The organism is Leucobacter sp. OLIS6 (genome assembly GCF_002752355.1).
Taxonomy (GTDB): Bacteria; Actinomycetota; Actinomycetes; order Actinomycetales; family Microbacteriaceae; genus Leucobacter.
Genome location: NZ_MRAV01000015.1, coordinates 1 through 20,106, shown reverse-complemented (window position 1 = coordinate 20,106; position 20,106 = coordinate 1). Strand labels below are relative to the sequence as shown.

Here is a 20,106-nt window from a genome sequence, read left to right as displayed (position 1 = left end):
CTCGGTCACCATTCTGCCGCCGCCTCTCCGCGCCACCGCTCCGCCAGCAGCATGATCCCCGCCGTGATCGCACCCAGCACGACCGCGCCCGCGAGCGCAGTGCCATAGCTGTCGCTCCCCTGCCTGCCGATCAGCTGCGCGATCACGACGGGGAGGGTCTGGGTGTCGGGACGCACCAGGAACGAGGTCGCGCCGAACTCGCCGAGCGAAGCCGCGAGGGCGAAGCCCGCCGCGAGCCCCGCCGACCGGCCGAGCAGCGGCAGGTCGATCGTGCCGAGCACCCGCAGCGGGCCCGCGCCGAGCATGGCGGCGGCGTCCCGCTGCCGCGGGTCGATCCCGCGCAGCACGGGCAGCAGGGTCCGCACCACGATGGGCAGCGCGACGAGCGCCTGCGCGATGGGGATCAGCACCGTCGAGGTGCGCAGGTCGAGCCCGATCCCGAGCGGCCGGTTCATGGTGAGCAGCAGTCCGAAGCCGAGCGTCACCGCCGAGACCCCGAGCGGCAGCATGATCGCGCCGTCGAACCACTCGATCCCCCGGGCGAGAACGCGGGATCTCGGACGCCGCGACGCCACGAGCGCGACCAGGCCGCCGAGCAGCAGCGCGATCGTCGCGGCGAGCGCGGCGATGCCGAGGCTCGTCGCGAGCGCGTCGGCCACGGATCCGTCGATCGGGGAATCCGCGGGCGGCACGAACAGGTTCGTGTAGTTCTGCAGGGTCCACTCGGCAGCGCCATCGGCACCGGCGGTCCGGCCGCGCAGCGACCCGACGAGCAACGCGATCATGGGCAGCAGGTGCAGCAGCAGCACGGTCGCCGCGACCACCGCGATCGCGGGGGCGTGGGCCCGCCGGATCCGCTCCGCGGTCGGCCGCAACGAGACCGTCTGCTCGCGCCTGCGGCGCAGTCGGGCGGACACGACCAGCACGGCGGCGACCAGCGCGAACTGCAGCAGCGACAGCACGGCCGCCGCGCGCAGGTCGAGGAACTGCACGGTCAGCCGGTAGATCTCGGTCTCGACGTTCGACAGGCTGCGCCCGCCGAGGATCAGCACGATGCCGAACGAGGTGGCGCAGAACAAGAACACGAGCGACGCCGCGGAGGCGAGCGCGGGCGCGATCTGCGGCAGCGTGACCGTCCACCAGACCCGGCCCGGGCCGGCGCCGAGCATGCGCGCCGCCTGCTCGGGGCGCGGGTCCAGCTGCGACCAGAATCCGCCGACCGTGCGGGCGACGACCGTGACGTTGAAGAACGCCAGGGCGAGCACCACGACCAGCAGGGTGCGGTCGAGTCCGAGCGCGGCGAGCGGACCGCCCTCGCCGAACACCGACTCGAAGGCGACGCCCACCACGACCGTCGGCAGCACGAACGGGACCGTCATGAGGCCGCGCAGCGCGGCACGGCCGCGGAACCGGAGCCGATAGAGCACGAACGCGGCGGGCACGCCGAGCACGAGGGACAGCAGCGTGCCGAGCGCGGCCTGGGCGAGGGTCTGCCCGACGACGCTCCAGGTGCGGGGCTCGCCGAGCACCGCGGGGATCCCGGACGCGTCGAAGCGCCCCTCGGTCGTGAAGCCCGTCGCGATGAGCGACAGGACGGGCAGCAGGAAGAAGACGGCGAGGAACGCGAGCGGGATCGCGGCCGCGGCGGTCCACGCCGCAATCCCCCACCCGCGGCCGGTGCCGACCGCGCGTCCCGCTCGCCGGGTCGAGCGGCTCACCAGCCGGTCGCCGTGCTCCACGTCTTCAGCCAGGACTCGCGATTCGCACCGATCTCGGCGGCGGGCAGGTCGTTCGGCTTCGCGGGCTTCGGCGCGAACTTCGTCCAGTCGGCGGGGACGTTCGCGCCGGCGTCGACGGGGAACATGTACATGGACTCCGCGATGGTGTCCTGGAACTCTCGCGAGACGAGGTAGTCGACGACCTTCTTCGCGCCCTCGGGGTTGGCGGCGCCCTTCAGCACGCCCGCGTATTCGACCTGGTTGGAGCAGGTGTCGAGCAGGGCGGCCGTGGTGGACGCCGAGCCGTCCTTGGTGAGCGTCCAGGCGGGCGAGGTCGCGTACGAGACGACGATCGGACGGGTGCCGGTGCCGCCGCCCTGGGTGAACTGGCCGTTGTAGGCCTCGGTCCAGCCCTGCTCGACGCGGGTGCCGTTCTTCGCGACCTGCTTCCAGTAGTCGGCGAAGCCGTTCTCGCCGAACTTCGCGACGGTGCCGACGAGGAACGAACCGCCGGTCGACGAGGCGGTGGGGTCGAGCACGACGGCAAGATCCTTGTACTTCGCGTCGGTGAGCGCGTCGTAGCCCGTGGGGGCCGCGATGCCGTGCTTCGCGAACCAGCCCGTGTCGATGTTCAGGCAGGTGGCGCCGTAGTCGACGGCGGTCAGCGATCCGCGGTCGTCGGCCGCGAGCTGCTTCGCACCGGCGGGCAGGCCCTTCGGCGTGTACGCCTCCGTGATCCCGCCGTCGATGAGCCGGGACGCGAAGATCTGGTCGACGCCGAAGAACGCGTCGGCGATCGGGGCGCCCTTGGTGAGCACGAGCTTGTTGGTGAGCTCGCCGCCGTCGCCGGCCGAGACGACCTTCACCTGCAGGCCGGTCGCCTTGCTCGCGGCCTTCGCGAACTCCTTGTTCGGGAACGAGCTGTGCACGACGAGGGTGACCTCGCCCGAGGCGGCTTTCTCGCCGGATCCGCCGGACGCGGTGCAGCCGGCCGCGGTGAGGGCGAGTGCTCCGGTGAGGGCGAGCACGGCGAATGTACGGGCATGCGAACGCATAGGGTTCCTTCCTCCGCTGGTATGACCCAGATCAGGTTGACGGTCGGAGCTCGCGTGCTCCCTCTCAGCCCCTCGCGCAGGGACTCCCGTGGATTCGATTCAGCCTAGCGCACTCCGCATCCCCGACTCTCCCGACGGGTAGGCTGACCGCATGACGGACCACGGCGCGGTGCCCGCATCGGCTACTCGGGCGATGCTCCTCGAGCACGCGCAGACGGTCGAGGAGCAGGCGGCGCAGCACGCGGTGACGTTGGAATCCCTCCTCGCGGTCCTGCGCTCCCCGCGGCTCGACGATCGGGCAGCCCGCGCGACGGCGGTCGACCTCGCGGTCGAGGCGCTGATCGGGCTCCGTTCCGGGGTCGACGAGCAGCAGGCGGGCCTGCTCGAGCCGGTGACGGCCGCGTTCACCCGGCTGCGCGAGGATCTCCGCCCGCTCGTCCGCTTCGGCGACCTCGAGATGCAGTTCGTGGATCCCCCGCGCTCGGGCCGCGCGCTCCCGGGCGAGGTCGCGCACACGGCACGTTCGATCGTGCGGATCGCCGTCCTCGCACTGATCGACGCGGGTGATGCGCGGCGCGTGCGGATCCAGTGGGACTGCGACGGCCTCCACCTGCTCATGAGCATCCGCGACGACGGCCGGGGCGATCTCACGGCGAACCACGACGCGCTCCGGCCCATCGTCGAGCGCGTGATCGCGCTCGACGGCGCGCTCGACGTCGACTCCACCTCCGGCTGGGGCTCCACCCTCGGGATCCGGATCCCGCTCGATCCGCCCGCGCCGCGGGACTCCCCATCGGGAACCGCCGACCTGACGGCCCGCGAGCGCGAAGTGCTGGGGTTCGTCGCCGCGGGGCAGCGCAACAAGGCGATCGCCGAGGCGCTGAGCATCAGTCCCAACACCGTCAAGTACCACGTGTCGAAGCTCCTGCAGAAGACCGGATCGACCTCGCGCGCCGAGCTCGTCGCGATCGGTGTCGCCTCGCTCTGACCGAAGCACCTCCCCAAACGGGTGGTCCGGCCCAGCCCTCGGGACGGTTGAGCGCCGTCCGGTCCGGGGAGAGGCTCGGGGTGGCGGGAGCCGCCGAAATCTGCAGAGAGGACGAAGATGTCTGGAAACCGAGCAGTCGCGTACAAGGGGCCCGGTGTCGTCGAAGTGGTCGACACCCCCTATCCCGAGTTCGAGCTCAAGGACGGGCCGGGCGTCAACCCGGCGAACGTCGGACGCAAGGTGCCCCACGGGGCGATCCTGCGGACCGTCAGCACCAACATCTGCGGCTCGGACCAGCACATGGTCCGCGGCCGCACCACCGCGCCGGAGGGCCTGATCCTCGGCCACGAGATCACGGGCGAGGTCGTCGAGGTCGGCCCCGACGTCGAGTTCATCAAGGTCGGCGACATCGTCTCCGTCCCCTTCAACATCGCCTGCGGGCGCTGCCGGAACTGCAAGGAGGGGAAGACCGGGATCTGCCTGAACGTCAACCCGGACCGTCCGGGCAGCGCCTACGGCTACGTCGACATGGGCGGCTGGGTGGGCGGCCAGGCGGAGTTCGTGCTCGTGCCCTACGCGGACTGGAACCTGCTCAAGTTCCCGGACCGCGATCAGGCGCTCGAGAAGATCCTCGACCTCACGATGCTCTCCGACATCTTCCCGACCGGGTTCCACGGCGCCTACACGGCGGGGGTCCGGCCCGGGTCGACCGTCTACATCGCCGGCGCGGGTCCGGTCGGGATCGCGGCGGCGGTCGGTGCGCAACTGCTCGGTGCGGCCTGCGTGATCGTCGGCGATCTGAACGAGGAGCGGCTCGCGCAGGCGCGATCCTTCGGCTGTGAGACGGTCGACGTCTCGAAGGGCGATCCGCGCGATCAGATCGAGCAGATCCTCGGGGTGCCCGAGGTGGAGTGCGGCGTCGACGCCGTCGGCTTCGAGGCGCGCGGTCACGGGTCCGGTTCGGCGACCGAGGCCCCGGCGACGGTGCTGAACTCCCTGATGGATCTCACCGAGGCCGGCGGCGGGCTCGGGATCCCCGGCCTCTACGTGACCGGCGACCCGGGCGGCGTCGACGAGGCGGCGAAAGTCGGCTCGCTGTCGCTCAGGCTCGGCCTCGGCTGGGCGAAGTCCCTGTCGTTCACCACGGGTCAATGCCCCGTGATGCGCTACAACCGGCAGCTCATGCAGGCGATCCTGCATGACAAGGTGCAGATCGCGAAGGCCGTGAACGCGACCCCGATCTCGCTGGAGGACGCACCCCGCGGCTACGCGGAGTTCGATCAGGGCGCAGCGCGCAAGTACGTGCTGAACCCGAACGGCTACATCAAGGCCTGATCAGGGCCGTGGCGGTGGGTCCGGGCGGAATCCCGCCCGGACCCACCGGTTCACCAGGCCGCGGCGACCGCTCGGTGGGTCTCGAACAGCGGCACCGCGGTGCCCTCGGGCGCGCGGCCGAATCCGCACTCGGTGGCGACGCCGAACGGGCGCCCGACGTGCTGCTGCGCGGCGGCGATCCGGCGCGCAGCGCCCGCGACGCCGTCCTCCCGGTGCACGAGGCCCAGGTAGAGCTCCGTCTGCTCGGGAAGCGCCAGCTCGGCGAGCGCCGCGAAGTACTCGGCGTCGTCCCGCTCGATCGGCACGGGCAGGTGAAGCCAGGTCAGGGGACGCTCGGCGGCGTCCACGAGCAGGTTCGCGAACCGCGTCAGGTTCGCGCTGTCCGAGGGCTCGACGAAGTGCTTCTCGGCGACGTCGCCGTAGCAGAGGTGCACGCCGACCTCGACGTCCGCGGGCACGCGGTCGATCTGACGCGCCAGGCGCTCGCTCGTGCCCGCCCAGGCGTCGTCGAACCACTCGTAGGACCGTCCGCCGCGCTCCGCGTAGGCGGCCGACTCGATGATGGCGAACTCGAGCGCTGCGTCCCACTGGATCGCGAGCCGGTCGTGCGGGATCGCGTCGAGGATCCGCTCGAGCTCGGCCGCGAGCGCCGCTTCGTAGACGGGCTCGAACTCGGCCCGGTCCGCCTCGGCGACGAAGCTGCCGACGACGCCGAGCGGGCTCGGCAGCGAGACCTGGAAGCGGGTGCCGGACGGGATCGAACCTGCTCGCTGCAGCCGGTCGAAGACGGCCCACGAGTCGAGCGCGGCGTCCGCGTACCCGAGCGGCGGCAGCTCGATGTCGGCCGCGCGCACGCCCTCTGCGAGCGCGACCGGCCGCAGGTCGAGCATGCGGAGCGGGATCGGGGTGTCGCCGACCCGCACGATACCCGCAGCCTGCGCGATGCGATCGGGCTGGAACGCGATCCAGTGGAATCGCTCCCCCACCTCACCGTCAGGGATCCGCTTCAGGTGGGAGCCGAGGTGCTCTGCGGCGACGCGCATGGTCGACTCCGCATCGTCGAAGTTGATGCTCCCCACCAGGTGGGCGCCCTGGACCGTACCGGGCTGGCTCATGGATTCACTCCCGCTCGCTGTGCTCGGCGTCGCGCGGCGCGCCGGATCGCGCGAGGAATCCGCGCGTCGGCCCTACCGTACTCCGTCGGCGTCGCCGTGGTGCGGCGATGCGTCATCGTCCTCAACACTGTCGCGGCGCAGCCGGGAGCGGAGCCCCTTCGGCAGCTGGAACGGTGCGCGCGGACCCTTCTCGGGCCCGGGCTCGATCGCGTCCGGGACGGATCCGCCATCGGGCGATCCCGCGTCCCAGGAGAAGGCGCGCAGCAGCGGGTCGACGTGCTCGTCCGCGTCCTCGTCCCGAGCGTCCGCGGGTTCGGCCGGTTCCGGAGCCGCGTCTGTCTCGGGCTGCTCCTGCGCGGCGGCGACGGCCTCCTCCGAGATCTCGACGGTGGCCTGATCCGCGGCGACGGTGTCGGTGGCCGGCGCTTCCTCTTCGGCGTCCCGATCGGTGCCCGAATCCGGGTGCGTCGCGGGGGGATCCCGCGGTTCGAGGGGCTCGTCGGCCTCGAGCGGATCGATCGGCGCGGTCTCCTGATCGGCGAAGGATCCGGCGGCGATCGCGGCTTCGCTCGCGGCGAGCTCATGCGCATCGATCTCGGGCAGCGGCAGATCGAGGGGCCCTGCGGCGTCCGCCCCGGTCGTCCCCGATCCGCTGGCATCCGCCGGGCTCGGATCCTGCGCCACCGCGCCTTCGGCGGTGCCGTCGGCGACAGCCCCGGCGCGCGATGAACGACCGGGGATCGGCAGCGCCGAGAGGTCGGGCACGCGCAGCTCGCCGACCGCCCGCATCAGCACCTCGCGACGGCCGATCAGCACGCCGAGCAACAGGCCGATACCGAGTTCGAGCGCGGCGAATCCGCCGGCCGCCCACGCGTCGGGACCGGTGACCGAGAGGCGGTCGGGCCCCGCGGCGCCCGAAGCGAGGAGCGAGAGCAGGGCGACGGCGCCCCCGGCGAGGATCCCGCCGAGCACCGGCACCGCGGTAGTCGCCGCGAGCCCGCGGGCGCGACCGGCGAGTCGCGGCGCCGCGAGCAGCCCGATCACCAGACCGAGCACGAGCACCACGGCGGGGGCCGCGGCGCCGATGGCGGCCCACTCCGGCGGGAGCGCGCCGAGCAGCGGGAGCTGCGGCAGCGGACCGAGGTAGGTGCCGAACGGGGAGACCGAACTCCCCTGACCGATCGCGAAGCCGGTCCCGGTCCACCAGGTCGCGCCCCAGATCACCGCGACGGGCAGCAGCGCCAACTGGAGCACGAAGAGCAGAATCGCGCCGAGCGGGTCCAGCTGCAACTGCTGGCTCAGCGAGATGCTGTCGACGTAGCCCGCGATGAGCCCGACCGCCACGCCGAACGCACCCAATCCGAGCAGCGCGACGGTCGACGCGGTGGCGATCCGGATCGCCGCGCCGATGGCCCAGCCGAACGAGGGCAGGCTGCGGACGCCGAGGTACTCGCGGACCCTGCCGAGACCCCGGGCCGCGGCGAGCCACCAGTCGTGCGGCTCGGTCGCCGCACGCACCAGGAACGGGACACCGCTCGAGATCGCGTAGACGGCCGCGGGCAGCGCGATCGCGACCCAGCGCGGCGCGTCGAGCACCGGCCCGGCGAACGCCGCCGCGACCGCGGCGGCGGCGCCGAACCCGATGCTGCCGCCCAGCACTGCGGCGAACCCGACACCGCCACGGGCCGAGAACCGCCAGCCCGAGCGCGCGGCCAGCACGACGGTCAGCGCGGTCAGTCCGAGCGGCGCCAGCGAGACCGGGATCTGGAGCGCCTGCGCCGGGAGGCCCAGTCCGAGCGCGGCCTGCGCGCTCACCGAGAAGTGCAGCGGCACGAAGTGCGCGAGCAGCCAGCCACCGGCCACCGCCCCGCCGACGTCGCCGGGGTCTGCGGCGAAGCCGAAGCCCGCGCCCCAGAGGACCATGGCGAACGTCGCGACCAGGAGGCCGCCCGCGAGCGCGACGGCGACTGATTCGATGGCTGCGATGATCGCCGTCAGAATTGATCTCATGCTGCGTGCAGTCTAACGAGCGCGGCCCGCACTCCCCCTGATGGCGCGCGGGCCGCGTGCGCCGACCGGGCCTCAGCCCTGCGGCGCGTTCGCGAGCGCGATCAGCTGCGCGACCTGCTCGCGGTCGATCCCCATGCCGGGGAACCCGGCGATGCGGCCGATGGGGAACGACGCCATCATCTTCTCGATGGCCTCGTCGCCCATGATCCCGGCATCCATGGCTTCGTCCATCTGCCCCCGCGTTCCGGCGAGCCGGGCCTGGACCACGGGGCCCGCGACGGGATGCGCGAGCACCTCGGCGATCGACGACTCCTCGGTCAGCGGGAGCAGGATCGACTCCCCCGCGAGTTCGATCGCCGCGCTGCCGCGGATATCCCGACTCGATGCCCCGATCTCGAACCGGTAGATCCCCGGTTCGACGACGAAGCGGTCCACGCGGATGTCCCAGTACGCGAGATCCTCGGCGCGCACCACGAGCTCGACCTCGCGGGTCTCCCCCGCCGCGATCTCGACCGAGGCGAAGGCCTTGAGCTCGCGCGGCGCTCGTTCGACGGCAGACTCGTCGATCGAGACGTAGACCTGCACGACCTCGCGACCGCTCCGTTCGCCGGCGTTCGTGACGGGCACGGTCACCCGGATACCGCCGTCGTCCTGCACCGCGGCCCGGGCCTCTCCGTAGTCGAAGCTCGTGTACGAGAGCCCGTGGCCGAACGGGAAGGCCACGTCCATGCGACGGGCGTCGTACCAGCGATAGCCGACGAGGATCCCCTCGCCGTACTGCACCCGCCCGAAGGAGCCCGGGAAGTTGCCGAACGCCGGGGTGTCCTCGATCCGATGCGGCACCGTCTCGGCGAGGCGGGCCGAGGGGTTCACCGTACCGAGCAGCACGTCGACCGTCGCGGATCCCCCGGCCTGGCCGAGCAGCCAGGCCTCGAGGATCGCGGGCACCCGGTCGGCGAACGGGACCGCCACGACCGAGCCGTTGGAGAGCACCACCACCGTGCGACGATTCGCTGCGAGCACCGCGTCGAGCAGCGCGAGCTGCGCGGGAGACAGGTCGATGTGCTCGCGGTCGAAGCCCTCGGATTCCTCGGGCTCGGTGAGCCCGAGGAATACCACGGCGATGTCGCGATCGGCGGCGAGCGCGGCGGCCTCGTCGCGCAGCCGAGCCTGCTCCTCGGCGGGGGTCCGCGGGTCGAAGGCGAAGCCCGCGGCGAAGGCCGCGCGGTCGCCCGCCTCGGCTGAGAGCGCATCCCAGGCCGTGTCCACCCGTGTCGGGTTGATGTGCGAGGAGCCGCCGCCCTGGAACCGGGGCGTGCGCGCGAACTCGCCGATCACGGCGAGGCTGGCATCGGGGGCGAGCGGGAGCAGCGGCTCGGCGCCGTCCACCGGGTCGTTCTTGAGCAGCACGATGGAGCGGCCGGCCGCTTCACGCGCGAGCGCGTGGTGGGCGTCGACGTCGAGCGGCCCTGCGACCGGCGGGCGCTGCTGCGCCCGGCCGACGAGGTCGAGCAGGCGTCCCGCGGCGGTGTCGAGCGCTTCCGCCGAGAGCTCGCCGTTCTCGACCGCGACGACGACCTGCCAGTCGGTGTGCCCGCCGCTCGACGGCATCTCGAGGTCGAGCCCGGCGGCGACGCCGGCGACGCGATCCTGCACGGCGCCCCAGTCCGAGACGACGAGGCCGTCGAAGCCCCACTCGCCGCGGAGCACGTCGGTCAGCAGCCAGGGGTGCTCGGAGGCGTAGACGCCGTTCAAGCGGTTGTAGGAGCACATCACGGTCCATGGCTGCGCATCGGTGACGACCCGCTGGAATCCGCGCAGGTAGATCTCGCGGAGCGTGCGCGCGTCGATCTCGGCCGACACGCGCATGCGGTCGTCCTCCTGGTTGTTCGCGGCGAAGTGCTTGAGCGAGGCGCCGACGCCCTGGGACTGGATCCCGCGGACGAGCCCGGCGCCGATCTCGCCCGAGAGGATCGGATCCTCGGACACGTACTCGAAGTTGCGTCCGCACAGCGGCGAGCGCTTGATGTTGATGCCGGGGCCGAGGATCACCGCGACGTCCTCGATGGCGGACTCGACGCCGAGGGCGACGCCGACGCGTTCGGCGAGCTCGGGGTCGAAGCTCGCGCCCAGGCCCGAGGCCGGCGGGAAGCACGTGGCCGGCACGCTGTCGTTCAGCCCGAGGTGGTCGCTCGCCTCCGCCTGCTTGCGCAGTCCGTGCGGTCCGTCGGTCAGCATGATCGAGGGCAGTCCGATCCGCTCGATCGGCTTCGTGGTCCAGAAGTCGGCGCCGCTCAGCAGCGACGCCTTCTCCTCCGTCGTGAGGTCGGGGAGTCGGTCGCGCGGTGATTCGGTCATGTCGTGTCCTTTGCGAGTCGGGTTGGTCTGGTGGGTCGTCGGCGCCGTCCGGTTCACAGCAGCGGCCTGACTGCGGCGTACGCGTCGCGCGCGTCCCGACTGGGCGTGTCGAAGACGCGCGCGATGCGGCCGGATCCGTCGTACATCGGCCAGCCGGGGTCACCGTCCGCGATGAACGCGACCGCCGCCGCGTGCACCTCGTCGGCGAGCGCCTGCGGCGGGTTCGGGCCCGCCAGCGGTTCCATGGCCGGCCCGTCGAGGCAGTCGAAGAAGAAGGGAACGTCGAGGCAGTGCTCGGCGAAGCCGAAGGTGCCGGACGGCCACGCGAAGCGGTACACCCACGTGGGCGCGAAGCCGCGGGCCTCGGCGATGCGCAGGATCGCGGTGCGGAACATCCGGTCGGTGAGCACGCGGCCGGCGAGCCGGGCCTTCCCCGCTGCGACGACGTCGGGGTTGGCCGCGAGGTAGGCGCCGCGCGCCGCCTTCGGCACGCCGAGCTTGCCGAGCAGGATCCCCTTCGGCACCCAGCGCAGCGCCTTCGCCGCATCCGTCATAGCCATGCTGAACTCGTCATCGGTGGCGCCCAGCACGAGCGGCTTCCCGGCACCGACGCCGAGGCGGAACGACTCGGCGGTGGGCCGCAGCAGCAGCTCGCCGTCGACCGTCGGGCCGAGCGGGAGACCCTCGTCGATGATCTCGCTCATCGAGTCCGGCGTCATGGCGGTCGCAGCCTTCTGCAATTCGAGGACCCGGTCCTCGGGAACCGCCGACCAGCCGGCCCGGGTCGGGGCGACGCCCGCGGACTCGGCGAGCTTCCGACCGAACGCCTCGGACCGCTCGGCCGACACATCGGCAAGCGCCCCCGAGATCGCGTACACGCCCTGGAACAGGTGCTGCGCGCATTCCATGCCGAGCAGCGTCATCACCGCGCCGCCGCCCGCGGACTGGCCGGCGATCGTGACGCGTGCGGGGTCTCCCCCGAACGCCGCGATGTTGCGCTGCACCCACTCGAGGGCGAGCAGCCAGTCGCGCACGCCGCGGTTCGACGGCGCCTCCCCGATCCCCCCGAAGCCGTCGAAGCCCAGGCGGTACGAAACGGTGACGGTGACGACACCGTCGCGGTTGAAGTTGCGGCCGTCGTACCAGACGCTCGCCGGGGATCCGGCGAAGTACCCGCCGCCGTGGATCCAGACGAGCACGGGCAGGCCGGCTCCGGCGGACGCGGGCTCGAGCGTCGGGGTGAACACGTTGACGTTGAGCGTCGAGTCGCCCGGAATGCTCGGCTCGGGGATCAGCGTCACCCCGGGATCGCCGCGCTGCGCCGTGGCCCCGAACTCGGCGGCGTCGAGCACGCCGCCCCAGGGCGCCTTCGGCTGCGGCTCGCCGAATCGCAGCTCGCCGACCGGCGCCTCGGCGAACGGGATCCCGAGGAACGCCGCCGACCGCCCGTTCCCCCGCTCGCCCGTCGTCGGACGCCAGCGACCCCGGACGAGGCCCTCGGCGATGCGCACCTCGGGGTGGGCCTGCAGGGCGCGCTCGTCCTGCGCTGCGTCGGTGTGCGGTTTCGACATTCGGGTTCCTTCCGGTGGGGTCGGCAGGCGTCCTGTGCGGCTCACGCTACTTGACGCTGCGGATCGGGGCGGTGGCGATCGCCGCGAGGATCGCGAACACGATCCCGAAGACGAAGAGCACGGGGTAGCCGCCGAACGTTCCGATGATCAGGGCGGCGATCGACGGGCTCAGGGCCTGCGGGATGTTCGTCGCGACGTTGAGGATCCCGAGGTCTTTGCCCGCGGAGGTTCCCTCGCTCGGCAGCACCTCGGTCATCAGCGCTGCGTCGACCGACATGTAGAGTCCGAACCCGATGCCGTTGATCACGCTCATGAGGATCATGCCGGTGAGGTTCGGCATCAGCAGGGGCATCGCCAGCCCGATCACCATGAACACGGTGGCGACGTAGATGAAGGGCTTGCGGCGCCCGACGCGGTCGCTCCACCAGCCGGAGAGCGCGATCGCGATCAGCGTGGGGACGAAGGCGACGAGGGTGAGCGTCACCACCGCGCCCTGGGCATCGCTCAACGACAGCCCGATGTAGTCGGTGAGGATGTAGAGCTGGTACGCCGAGACGACGAAGTAGCCGAGGATCAGCAGGAACCGGGCGGCGAACGCCCAGGCGAAGTCCGGGTGCCTGCGCGGATCGATCCAGAATCCGCGGAAGAACGCTCCCCAGCGGAACGGTTCCACCGCCGCGTCCTTCGACGACCAGTCCCGGTTGAGCAGCGCGAAGAGCACCGTCACGACGATCACCGCGACGCCGAAGACGGCGTAGCCGATGCCGACCCGGCTGCCGAGCGCTCCGGCGAGCATCACGCCGACGGTCATGCCCAGCTGGGTGCCCAGTCCGATCATGGCGCTCGCGCCGCCGCGCTGGGAGCGCGGGAAACGGTCGGCGGTGATCGTGGTCAGCGGAGCCTGCAGGAAGTTGAGCGCGACCTGGATCACGACCCAGAACACCGTGATCCAGAAGAGGTCCGTCAGCGACCCGAGCCCGAGCAGCAGCACGCCGCCGACCAGCGCGCCGAGCACCATCCACGGGATGCGTCGGCCGTAGCGCGAGCGGGTGCGGTCGCTGAGCGCGCCCGCGATCGGCTGGGCGAACAGGGTGAAGACGAACGATACGGTGGTCACGACGGCGAGGTTCGCCACCTTGTTCCGTTCGTCGAGCAGCGCGATCTGGGTGGGCAGCAGGATCGCGATGAGTCCGCCGTAGGTGGCGAAGAGGGTCAGTGAGGACGCGAGCAGGCTCGGCAGCAGCAGCCGGTTCGCGGGCGGGCTGGCCGCGGGTTCTCCCGAGCCCGGTGGCACGGTCGTGATGGTGCCGGTCGGCGCGATGCCGGTGGCCGGATCCGTGGGTGGCATGGTCATGGTGCTCCTCGTTGAGCGGGTCGAAGGGGAATCCAAAACCAAACATCGTTCGCATTTGAGGATTCGGCGACCACTTTGTCACCTCCGCGCCGGCCGCGCAAGAGCGCTGCGCACAATTTCCGAACATCGATCGGTTTTCGTGATCCGATGCCCGCGCGTCCGCTAGCCTGAACCCATGGCTCGTCGAGGTGCGTACGCGAAGGGGCTCGCCAAGCGCGAGGAGATCCTCGACGCCGCCCTCCGGGTCGTCGCCGAGCACGGGTATCGCAAGGCATCCGTGCGCGAGATCGCCGACGCGGTCGAGCTGAGCCCCGCCGGGCTGCTGCACTACTTCGGCAGCAAAGAGGAGCTCTTCGTCGCGATCCTGGCCGCCCGCGACGCCCGCGACGAAGACCGCGTCACCAGCGAGGACATCGTCGAGGGTCTGCTCGAGATCGTCGGCCGCAACACCGCAGTGCCCGGGCTCGTGCAGCTCTACGCGCAGCTCGCAGCCGAGGCCGCGGATCCCGACCACCCGGCGCGCGCGTTCTTCGCCCACCGCACCGCCCGGCTCGAGGGATACGCGATCGCCGAGCTGGAGGCCGCTCAGCGCGCCGGACGGATCCGCGGCGACCTCGACCCGGCATGGATCATCCGCTCGGTGCACGCTCTCGCCGACGGCCTGCAGACCGCGTGGCTGATCGACCGCGATATCGACATGGCCGCCGATCTCCGCCGGTTCATCGCGCTGCTGGAACCGGCACCCGCGTCCGCGCAGGATCCCGCTCCGGGCGACGCGACCTGAATCGCAGAAACGCAGAGGGGGTGGGCACCGATCGGTGCCCACCCCCTCTGCGCGGGGATCTCTCGGATCAGAGCGCGTTGTACGCCGCGCGCAGCAGCTCGGCAGCCTCGGTCGGCGTCTTGCCGACCTTGACGCCCGCGGCCTCGAGGGCCTCCTTCTTCGCCTGCGCGGTGCCCGCCGAGCCCGACACGATGGCGCCGGCGTGGCCCATGGTCTTGCCCTCGGGCGCGGTGAATCCCGCGACGTAGCCGACGACCGGCTTCGTCACGTTCGCCTTGATGTACTCGGCAGCACGCTCCTCGGCGTCGCCGCCGATCTCGCCGATCATGACGATCGCCTTCGTCTCGGGGTCGGCCTCGAACGCGGCGAGCGCGTCGATGTGCGTCGTGCCGATGATCGGGTCGCCGCCGATGCCGATGGCGGTCGAGAAGCCGAGATCGCGCAGCTCGTACATCATCTGGTAGGTCAGGGTGCCCGACTTCGAGACGAGACCGATCGGGCCCTTGCCCGTGATCGTCGCGGGGGTGATGCCCGCGAGCGCCTCGCCCGGGGTGATGATGCCGGGGCAGTTCGGCCCGATGATCCGGGTCTTGTTGCCGGTCGCCTTGGCGTGCGCCCAGAGCTCGGCGGAGTCCTTGACCGGAACGCCCTCGGTGATGATGACGAGCAGGCCGATGCCCGCGTCGATGGCCTCGACGGCCGCGTCCTTGGTGAAGGCCGGAGGGACGAAGGCGACCGAGACGTCGGCGCCGGTCGCGGCCATGGCCTCGGCGACCGAGGCGAACACGGGGAGCTCGACGGCGTTGCCGGCGGCGTCGGTGTGCGACACGGTGGTGCCGGCCTTGCGGGCGTTCACGCCACCCACGATCTGCGTGCCCGCCGCGAGCATGCGCGCGGTGTGCTTGGTGCCCTCGCCGCCGGTGATGCCCTGGACGATGACCTTGGAATCCTTGTTCAGGAAGATCGACATTCTGTTGCTTCTTTCGTCAGTCTCGTCGTCGGTTCAGCGGGCGTTGGCCAGCTCGGCGGCCTTGTCGGCGCCCTCGTCCATGGTGGCGGCCTGGGTCACGAGCGGGTGCGCGGCCTCGTTCAGGATCGCGCGGCCCTCTTCGACGTTGTTGCCGTCGAGGCGCACGACGAGCGGCTTGTTCGCGGCGTCGCCGAGCTTGGCGAGCGCGCCGACGATGCCGTTGGCCACCGCGTCGCATGCGGTGATGCCACCGAACACGTTGACGAACACCGACTTGACCTGCGGATCGCCGAGGATCACGTCGAGGCCCGCGGCCATGACCTCGGCCGAGGCACCGCCGCCGATGTCGAGGAAGTTGGCGGGCTTCACGTTGCCGTGCTTCTCGCCCGCGTAGGCGACGACGTCGAGCGTCGACATGACGAGGCCCGCGCCGTTGCCGATCACGCCGACCTCGCCGTCGAGCTTCACGTAGTTGAGATCCTGCGCCTTGGCCTTGGCCTCCAGCGGGTCCTCCGCGGCCTTGTCCTCGAGCTCGGCGTGACCGGGCTGGCGGAAGTCGGCGTTGGCGTCGAGCGACACCTTGCCGTCGAGCGCGACGATGTCGCCGGCGCCGGTCAGCACGAGCGGGTTCACCTCGACCAGGGTCGCGTCCTCGCCCGCATAGACCTCGTAGAGCTTCTGGAACACGGGGACGACCTTGCCCACGAGCTCCTCGGGGAACTTCGCTGCGCGCGCGATCTCCTCGGCCTTGGCCGCGTCGATGCCCGCGATCGGGTCGATCTCGATCCGCGCGAGCGCCTCGGGCTTCTCGACGGCGAGCACCTCGATCTCCATGCCGCCCTCGACGGAGCACAGCGAGAGGCAGGAGCGGTTCGCACGATCGAGCAGCACGGAGAAGTAGAACTCCTGCTTGATGTCTGCACCCGCGGCGACCATGACCCGGTTGACCGTGTGGCCCTTGATGTCGAGGCCGAGGATCGCCTGCGCGGCCTCGAACGCCTCATCGGGGGTCTTCGCGACCTTGACTCCGCCGGCCTTGCCGCGCCCGCCGACCTTCACCTGGGCCTTGACGACCACCACGCCGCCGATCTTCTCGGCTGCCGCGCGCACCTCCTCGGGAGTGTCCGCGACGATCCCGGGGAGCACCGGCACCCCGTATCGTTCGAAGAGATCTCGTGCCTGGTACTCGTACAGATCCACGTACTGTCCTTACATGCTAGGAGTATTGGGGGTCCGAGGCAGAAAAATGTCTCGATGTCGAGATAAGTCGACCAGTGCCCGAGTCTACCACCGCAGCCTGTCCGTCCCGCGACCACGACAGCCGTCCGGGGCTCGGGACCGGCCCCGGCGCACGGCCCGTTCCAGACCCGCTCAGCGCACCGCGATCCGGTGGAGTTCGAGCGCCGCGGCCGCAGCCTGATCCGAGTCCAGGTGCGCCACGTACTCGTTCTTCAGCTTCGTGCCGTCCCCCGCGAACGGTCCGGTCCGGAACGGATAGAAGGCGAGCGTCGGCAGCATCGCATCGGCCGAGGTGAGGATCGCATTGTGGAAGTCGCCGTTGCCGCGCCGCAGTTCGGCGAAGATCCCGGCGGCGAGCGCGTCCTCGTCGAGCGCGTCCCGATCCGCGTCGGCGGTGAGCTGCAGGGCGAGATGCAGCTGCCGATCGCCGTTCGCGTCCTCGAACGAGATGAGCCGGTGGTTCTCGATCGCGTGCAGCAGCACCGGGTCGGCGTTGATCACGTCGCGCAGCGAATCCGGCCCGATCACGGCGCCGTTGAAATCGACCGAGAGGTCGCTGCGCCCGTAGTGGAACAGCAGCGGCAGGTCGAGCATCTGGCGCTGCTTCAGGTGCTGCAGTCCGAGCTCCTCGAGCACGGGCTCCAGTTCACGCAGCCGCAGCACGTGCCCGCGGTCGTGGATGTTGTACCGGATGCGCGGGTTCAGGTTCTCGGCGCGCGCGATCGTGACGAGCAGCTCGCCCGCCGCGTTGGTCTCGATCTGGTAGTTGAACGGGTTGAACTGGAAGATCATGGGCAGCACGCCGTACTCGTGGCGCTTGCTGATGCGGTGCGCCAGCTCGGGGTGCTCGACCAGGGCCCTCCTCAGGTCGACGGTGAGGTCGGTCTCGATCGCCAGGTTGATCTCGAGGTCGCTCGCCCCGTAACTGCCGTAGGCCGCGTGCGCCGTGCGCAGGATGTGGTCGCGCATGCTCTCGCTGATGCCCTCGCCGCCGAAGGCCGCGACGATGTCGTACTGCGACCAGTCGAGGCGGTCGTCGTCGAACAGCGCCTTGAGGAACGGCGGGTAGCTGAGGATCACGTAGGTGAAGCCGGTGCCGAACTCGCGCATCGTGGCGATGATCTTCGTCGCGTCCGGCCCGATCGACTTGATCATGGTCACGTCGGTGAGCGAGGTGGTCACGTTCATGCCGGTCGCCCACGCGCCGAGCGAGAACGCGTTGAGCACGAACGGCGGCTTCGTCATGCTGCTCTCGGTGTTCGAGAAACCGAGCTGCAGCAGCTGCCGCGTCGCGATCCGCTCGCGCGGCCCGCGCACCCAGCTCGTCGGCGTGCCCGAGCTGCCGCTCGACTCGTCGACCACCACGCCGCGGCGCGGGATCCGGCCGTCGACGCAGCGCTCGGGGATCGACCAGCGCTTGATGTAGCTGTCCTTGTCCATCTCGGGGATCGTCCGCAGCGCGGCCGCGATCCCACCGCGGGTGCGCAGCCGCGTCGGGAACCCCCGTTCGCCAAGGAACGCCCGGTAGGCGGGCACCCGCTTCGCCGTGCGCTCGAAGGTGCGCCAGGCCCGCCAGCGGCCCAGGGTCCAGCGCAGCGGCTCGATCCCCGGTGCGAGCAGGATCTTGTGGGTGTTCACGCGCGGCATGAACATGCGGACCAGGCGGTCCTGGATCCAGACGAAGGTGAAGACGGCTGCGCGTTTCATGCGGGTGCCCCTTCCAGGGTCATGGCGGCGGCCGGCCGGCGGTGCGCGAGCGGCGGGGTCTCGCTGTAGCCGAAGCGGAACAGCATCCAGGCCAGCCGCTCCCCCGCCTCGTCCGCCCGGACCGCCTCGGCGAACAGCGCGTGCGAGCGCGGGTTCGTGATGACGGTGCCGAAGGGGTGCAGCACGACGCCGTGGCGGTGCAGTTCGAGCCAGACCCGCATGAACGTGCGCCCGGCCTCGATGTAGTCGGAGGGGCCGCCGAAGGGCCCCTCGATCCAGCCGAGCTGGTGCACGCCGCGCATGGTGCGCAGGTACACGCTGCGGATCAGCGCGCCGATGACCGGTGCGCGCCACAGCCCGCGGTGCGCCATCGCGTAGCGCAGGATCGGGCCGGGCATGAGCATCGCCTCGGCCGAGAGTCCGTCGGCCTTCGCGGCGGCCTCGCGCTTCGAGAAGCGGAGCCAGTGCATGATCTCGCCGTAGACGGCATCGTTCTCGAGATCGTCGAAGAGGGTGGCCTGGTTGACGTGCACGATCCGGCGCACGAGCGCGGCGTCCTCGGTGGAGCGGAACTCGTAGCCGGCGTCGGCGCAGATGCGTGCGGCCGCAGCGCGCACCTCGGCCGGCACCGCCCGGCGGTCGTAGGGGCGCCGCGAGGTGCGGCGGGTGCGGAACCGGTCGAGGGCTGCCCGCGCCTCGGCATCGCGCGCCGCCTCGCCCGGGTCGTCCGGATCGCGGGGCACCAGCTCGATCTCGGCGATGCGGTGCTGCCGCTCCGGGCTGTCGAAGTCCATCTCGGCATGATCGAGGGTCTCGCGCACGTCGTAGCCGTGGGCGGCCGCGACGACGGCGAGCGATTCGAGGAAGACGCCGGCGCAGACATGCCCGAATGGGATCCCGAACGATTCGGCGGGGAGTCCGAGGTCGAGGTCGTAGCTGACCGTGGCACGGAGCACCGCGCCGGATCCGCCGTCGACCGCGGCGTGCGGCCGCACCTTGATGGGCTGGGAGTTGTGCGGGCTCGGGTAGTTGCGGGCGTCCTCCAGGATCGCCGGCCACGGATTCAGCATCGAATCGCTCATGCGGCCGAGTCTATGCGGCACGCATTCGGTACCGACCATACGTCCCGATGCGCTCCGCCGCGCTGCCGGTCCGCCGGCCCGCCGGTCCGCCCGCTGCCGCGCCGCCCGCCAGGGAACCCCTTTTCGGCGAAGGCACCGCGAGCCGCACGCCGATGACGCAGTCTTTCGTCGAAGGGGGATGCTCTCGCAAGCAGCTCTACCTGACCCTGGCCAGCACCCGTGCCCAGTTCGGCGACGTGCAGGTGGCGATGCCCTCTCGGTTCCTCCAGGAGATCCCCGAGGCTCTCATCGACTGGCGCCAGTCGCCGGGCGAGGTCACGGGCCGCGGCGGCACCGAGTCGCGCGCGCTGAACGCACCCCGTTCGGGGGCCCGGCCGAACCGGGGCGGCTCCGGACGCGGCGTCGAATCCTCGGTCTCGTTCGGATCCGGCGCAGGCGGCGGCTACGGGCGCGGCGGATCGGGTGCCGCCGCGGTGTCCGAACCGGCGAGCGGCAACATGCAGTCGGCGCTCGAGCAGTGGCGCGAGCGCAAGCGTCAGGCCAAGGCCGCGCAGGCCGCGGGCGGCGGATTCCCGAACACGATCGTCGGATCGGTCCGCGACAACGGCGACCTCGAGCTGGCTCCGGGCGATCGGATCCGGCACGACGAGTACGGTGCGGGCCGGGTCACGGGCGTCACGGGTGCCGGTTCGAAGCGCATCGCGCACGTCGTGTTCGACACGGTGGGGGAGCGCAAGCTGCTGGTCAAGCTCGCCCCCATCGCGAAGCTCGATCCCGAAGCGGACGCACTCGACGACTGACCCCGGAGGCGCGCCCGAAC

Annotated in this window: 14 protein-coding genes, 1 pseudogene and 1 riboswitch; of the genes and pseudogenes, 4 read left to right on the top strand and 11 right to left on the bottom strand. The window is 71.4% G+C overall.

Annotated elements, in window-relative coordinates:
* Positions 1-5: 5 nt before the first annotated feature.
* Positions 6-1,739, bottom strand: coding sequence for an iron ABC transporter permease (locus BMH31_RS13735; protein WP_099722673.1), 1,734 nt, complete (start codon positions 1,737-1,739; stop codon positions 6-8).
* Positions 1,715-2,773 carry a thiamine ABC transporter substrate-binding protein gene (locus tag BMH31_RS13730; RefSeq protein WP_099722672.1) on the bottom strand — a complete coding sequence of 353 codons (1,059 nt, stop codon included), beginning with the start codon at positions 2,771-2,773 and terminating at the stop codon, positions 1,715-1,717. Before BMH31_RS13730 ends, BMH31_RS13735 begins: the two co-directional genes overlap by 25 nt.
* A riboswitch (TPP riboswitch) is annotated at positions 2,765-2,873 on the bottom strand. (Overlaps the previous gene by 9 nt.)
* A 51-nt stretch (positions 2,874-2,924) precedes the next feature.
* Between BMH31_RS13730 and BMH31_RS13725 the strand changes: the two genes are divergently transcribed.
* Both BMH31_RS13725 and fdhA read left to right on the top strand, forming a co-directional pair.
* Positions 2,925-3,761, top strand: coding sequence for a LuxR C-terminal-related transcriptional regulator (locus tag BMH31_RS13725; protein WP_099722671.1), 837 nt, complete (start codon positions 2,925-2,927; stop codon positions 3,759-3,761).
* Positions 3,762-3,878: 117 nt separating this feature from the next.
* Positions 3,879-5,096: a formaldehyde dehydrogenase, glutathione-independent gene (fdhA, locus tag BMH31_RS13720; RefSeq protein WP_099722670.1), complete on the top strand. Its 1,218-nt coding sequence runs from the start codon at positions 3,879-3,881 to the stop codon at positions 5,094-5,096.
* Positions 5,097-5,146: 50 nt separating this feature from the next.
* On the opposite strand, the gene BMH31_RS13715 is transcribed toward fdhA, so the two are convergent.
* The 5 genes from BMH31_RS13715 to BMH31_RS13695 all read right to left on the bottom strand — a co-directional run bounded on the left by BMH31_RS13715 (position 5,147) and on the right by BMH31_RS13695 (position 13,504).
* The gene (locus tag BMH31_RS13715; protein ID WP_099722669.1) at positions 5,147-6,211 is read right to left on the bottom strand and encodes a hypothetical protein; all 1,065 of its coding nucleotides are present in this window, start codon (positions 6,209-6,211) and stop codon (positions 5,147-5,149) included.
* Between the two features lie 72 nt (positions 6,212-6,283).
* The gene (locus BMH31_RS13710) at positions 6,284-8,221 is read right to left on the bottom strand and encodes a DUF6350 family protein (RefSeq protein ID WP_099722668.1); all 1,938 of its coding nucleotides are present in this window, start codon (positions 8,219-8,221) and stop codon (positions 6,284-6,286) included.
* A gap of 72 nt (positions 8,222-8,293) precedes the next feature.
* On the bottom strand, positions 8,294-10,579 hold the full coding sequence (locus tag BMH31_RS13705) for a glycoside hydrolase family 3 C-terminal domain-containing protein (protein ID WP_099722667.1): 2,286 nt from the start codon (positions 10,577-10,579) through the stop codon (positions 8,294-8,296).
* A 53-nt stretch (positions 10,580-10,632) separates the two neighbouring features.
* The gene (locus tag BMH31_RS13700) at positions 10,633-12,150 is read right to left on the bottom strand and encodes a carboxylesterase family protein (protein WP_099722666.1); all 1,518 of its coding nucleotides are present in this window, start codon (positions 12,148-12,150) and stop codon (positions 10,633-10,635) included.
* Positions 12,151-12,196: 46 nt separating this feature from the next.
* Positions 12,197-13,504 (bottom strand): MFS transporter, encoded by a 1,308-nt coding sequence (locus BMH31_RS13695; protein WP_099722665.1) that lies wholly within the window; start codon positions 13,502-13,504, stop codon positions 12,197-12,199.
* A gap of 175 nt (positions 13,505-13,679) precedes the next feature.
* On the opposite strand from BMH31_RS13695, the gene BMH31_RS13690 reads away from it, so the two are divergent.
* Complete coding sequence (locus BMH31_RS13690; RefSeq protein ID WP_099722664.1) at positions 13,680-14,288, top strand: TetR/AcrR family transcriptional regulator; 609 nt, start codon at positions 13,680-13,682, stop codon at positions 14,286-14,288.
* Between the two features lie 67 nt (positions 14,289-14,355).
* Here the strand turns inward: BMH31_RS13690 and sucD are convergent, their stop codons facing one another.
* From sucD to BMH31_RS13670, 4 genes are all read right to left on the bottom strand, one after another.
* Positions 14,356-15,258 carry a succinate--CoA ligase subunit alpha gene (gene sucD / locus BMH31_RS13685; RefSeq protein ID WP_099722663.1) on the bottom strand — a complete coding sequence of 301 codons (903 nt, stop codon included), beginning with the start codon at positions 15,256-15,258 and terminating at the stop codon, positions 14,356-14,358.
* Positions 15,259-15,291: 33 nt separating this feature from the next.
* Positions 15,292-16,458 carry an ADP-forming succinate--CoA ligase subunit beta gene (gene sucC / locus BMH31_RS13680; protein WP_099722662.1) on the bottom strand — a complete coding sequence of 389 codons (1,167 nt, stop codon included), beginning with the start codon at positions 16,456-16,458 and terminating at the stop codon, positions 15,292-15,294.
* Between the two features lie 171 nt (positions 16,459-16,629).
* Positions 16,630-18,204 carry a CoF synthetase gene (locus BMH31_RS13675; protein WP_099722661.1) on the bottom strand — a complete coding sequence of 525 codons (1,575 nt, stop codon included), beginning with the start codon at positions 18,202-18,204 and terminating at the stop codon, positions 16,630-16,632.
* Positions 18,201-19,286: a hypothetical protein gene (locus BMH31_RS13670; RefSeq protein WP_099722660.1), complete on the bottom strand. Its 1,086-nt coding sequence runs from the start codon at positions 19,284-19,286 to the stop codon at positions 18,201-18,203. The genes BMH31_RS13675 and BMH31_RS13670 overlap by 4 nt, the downstream gene beginning before the upstream one ends.
* Before the next feature lie 182 nt (positions 19,287-19,468).
* Between BMH31_RS13670 and BMH31_RS13665 the strand changes: the two are divergent.
* A pseudogene (locus BMH31_RS13665) lies at positions 19,469-20,086 on the top strand (ATP-dependent DNA helicase PcrA); the annotation flags it as partial.
* Between the last annotated feature and the right edge of the window lie 20 nt (positions 20,087-20,106).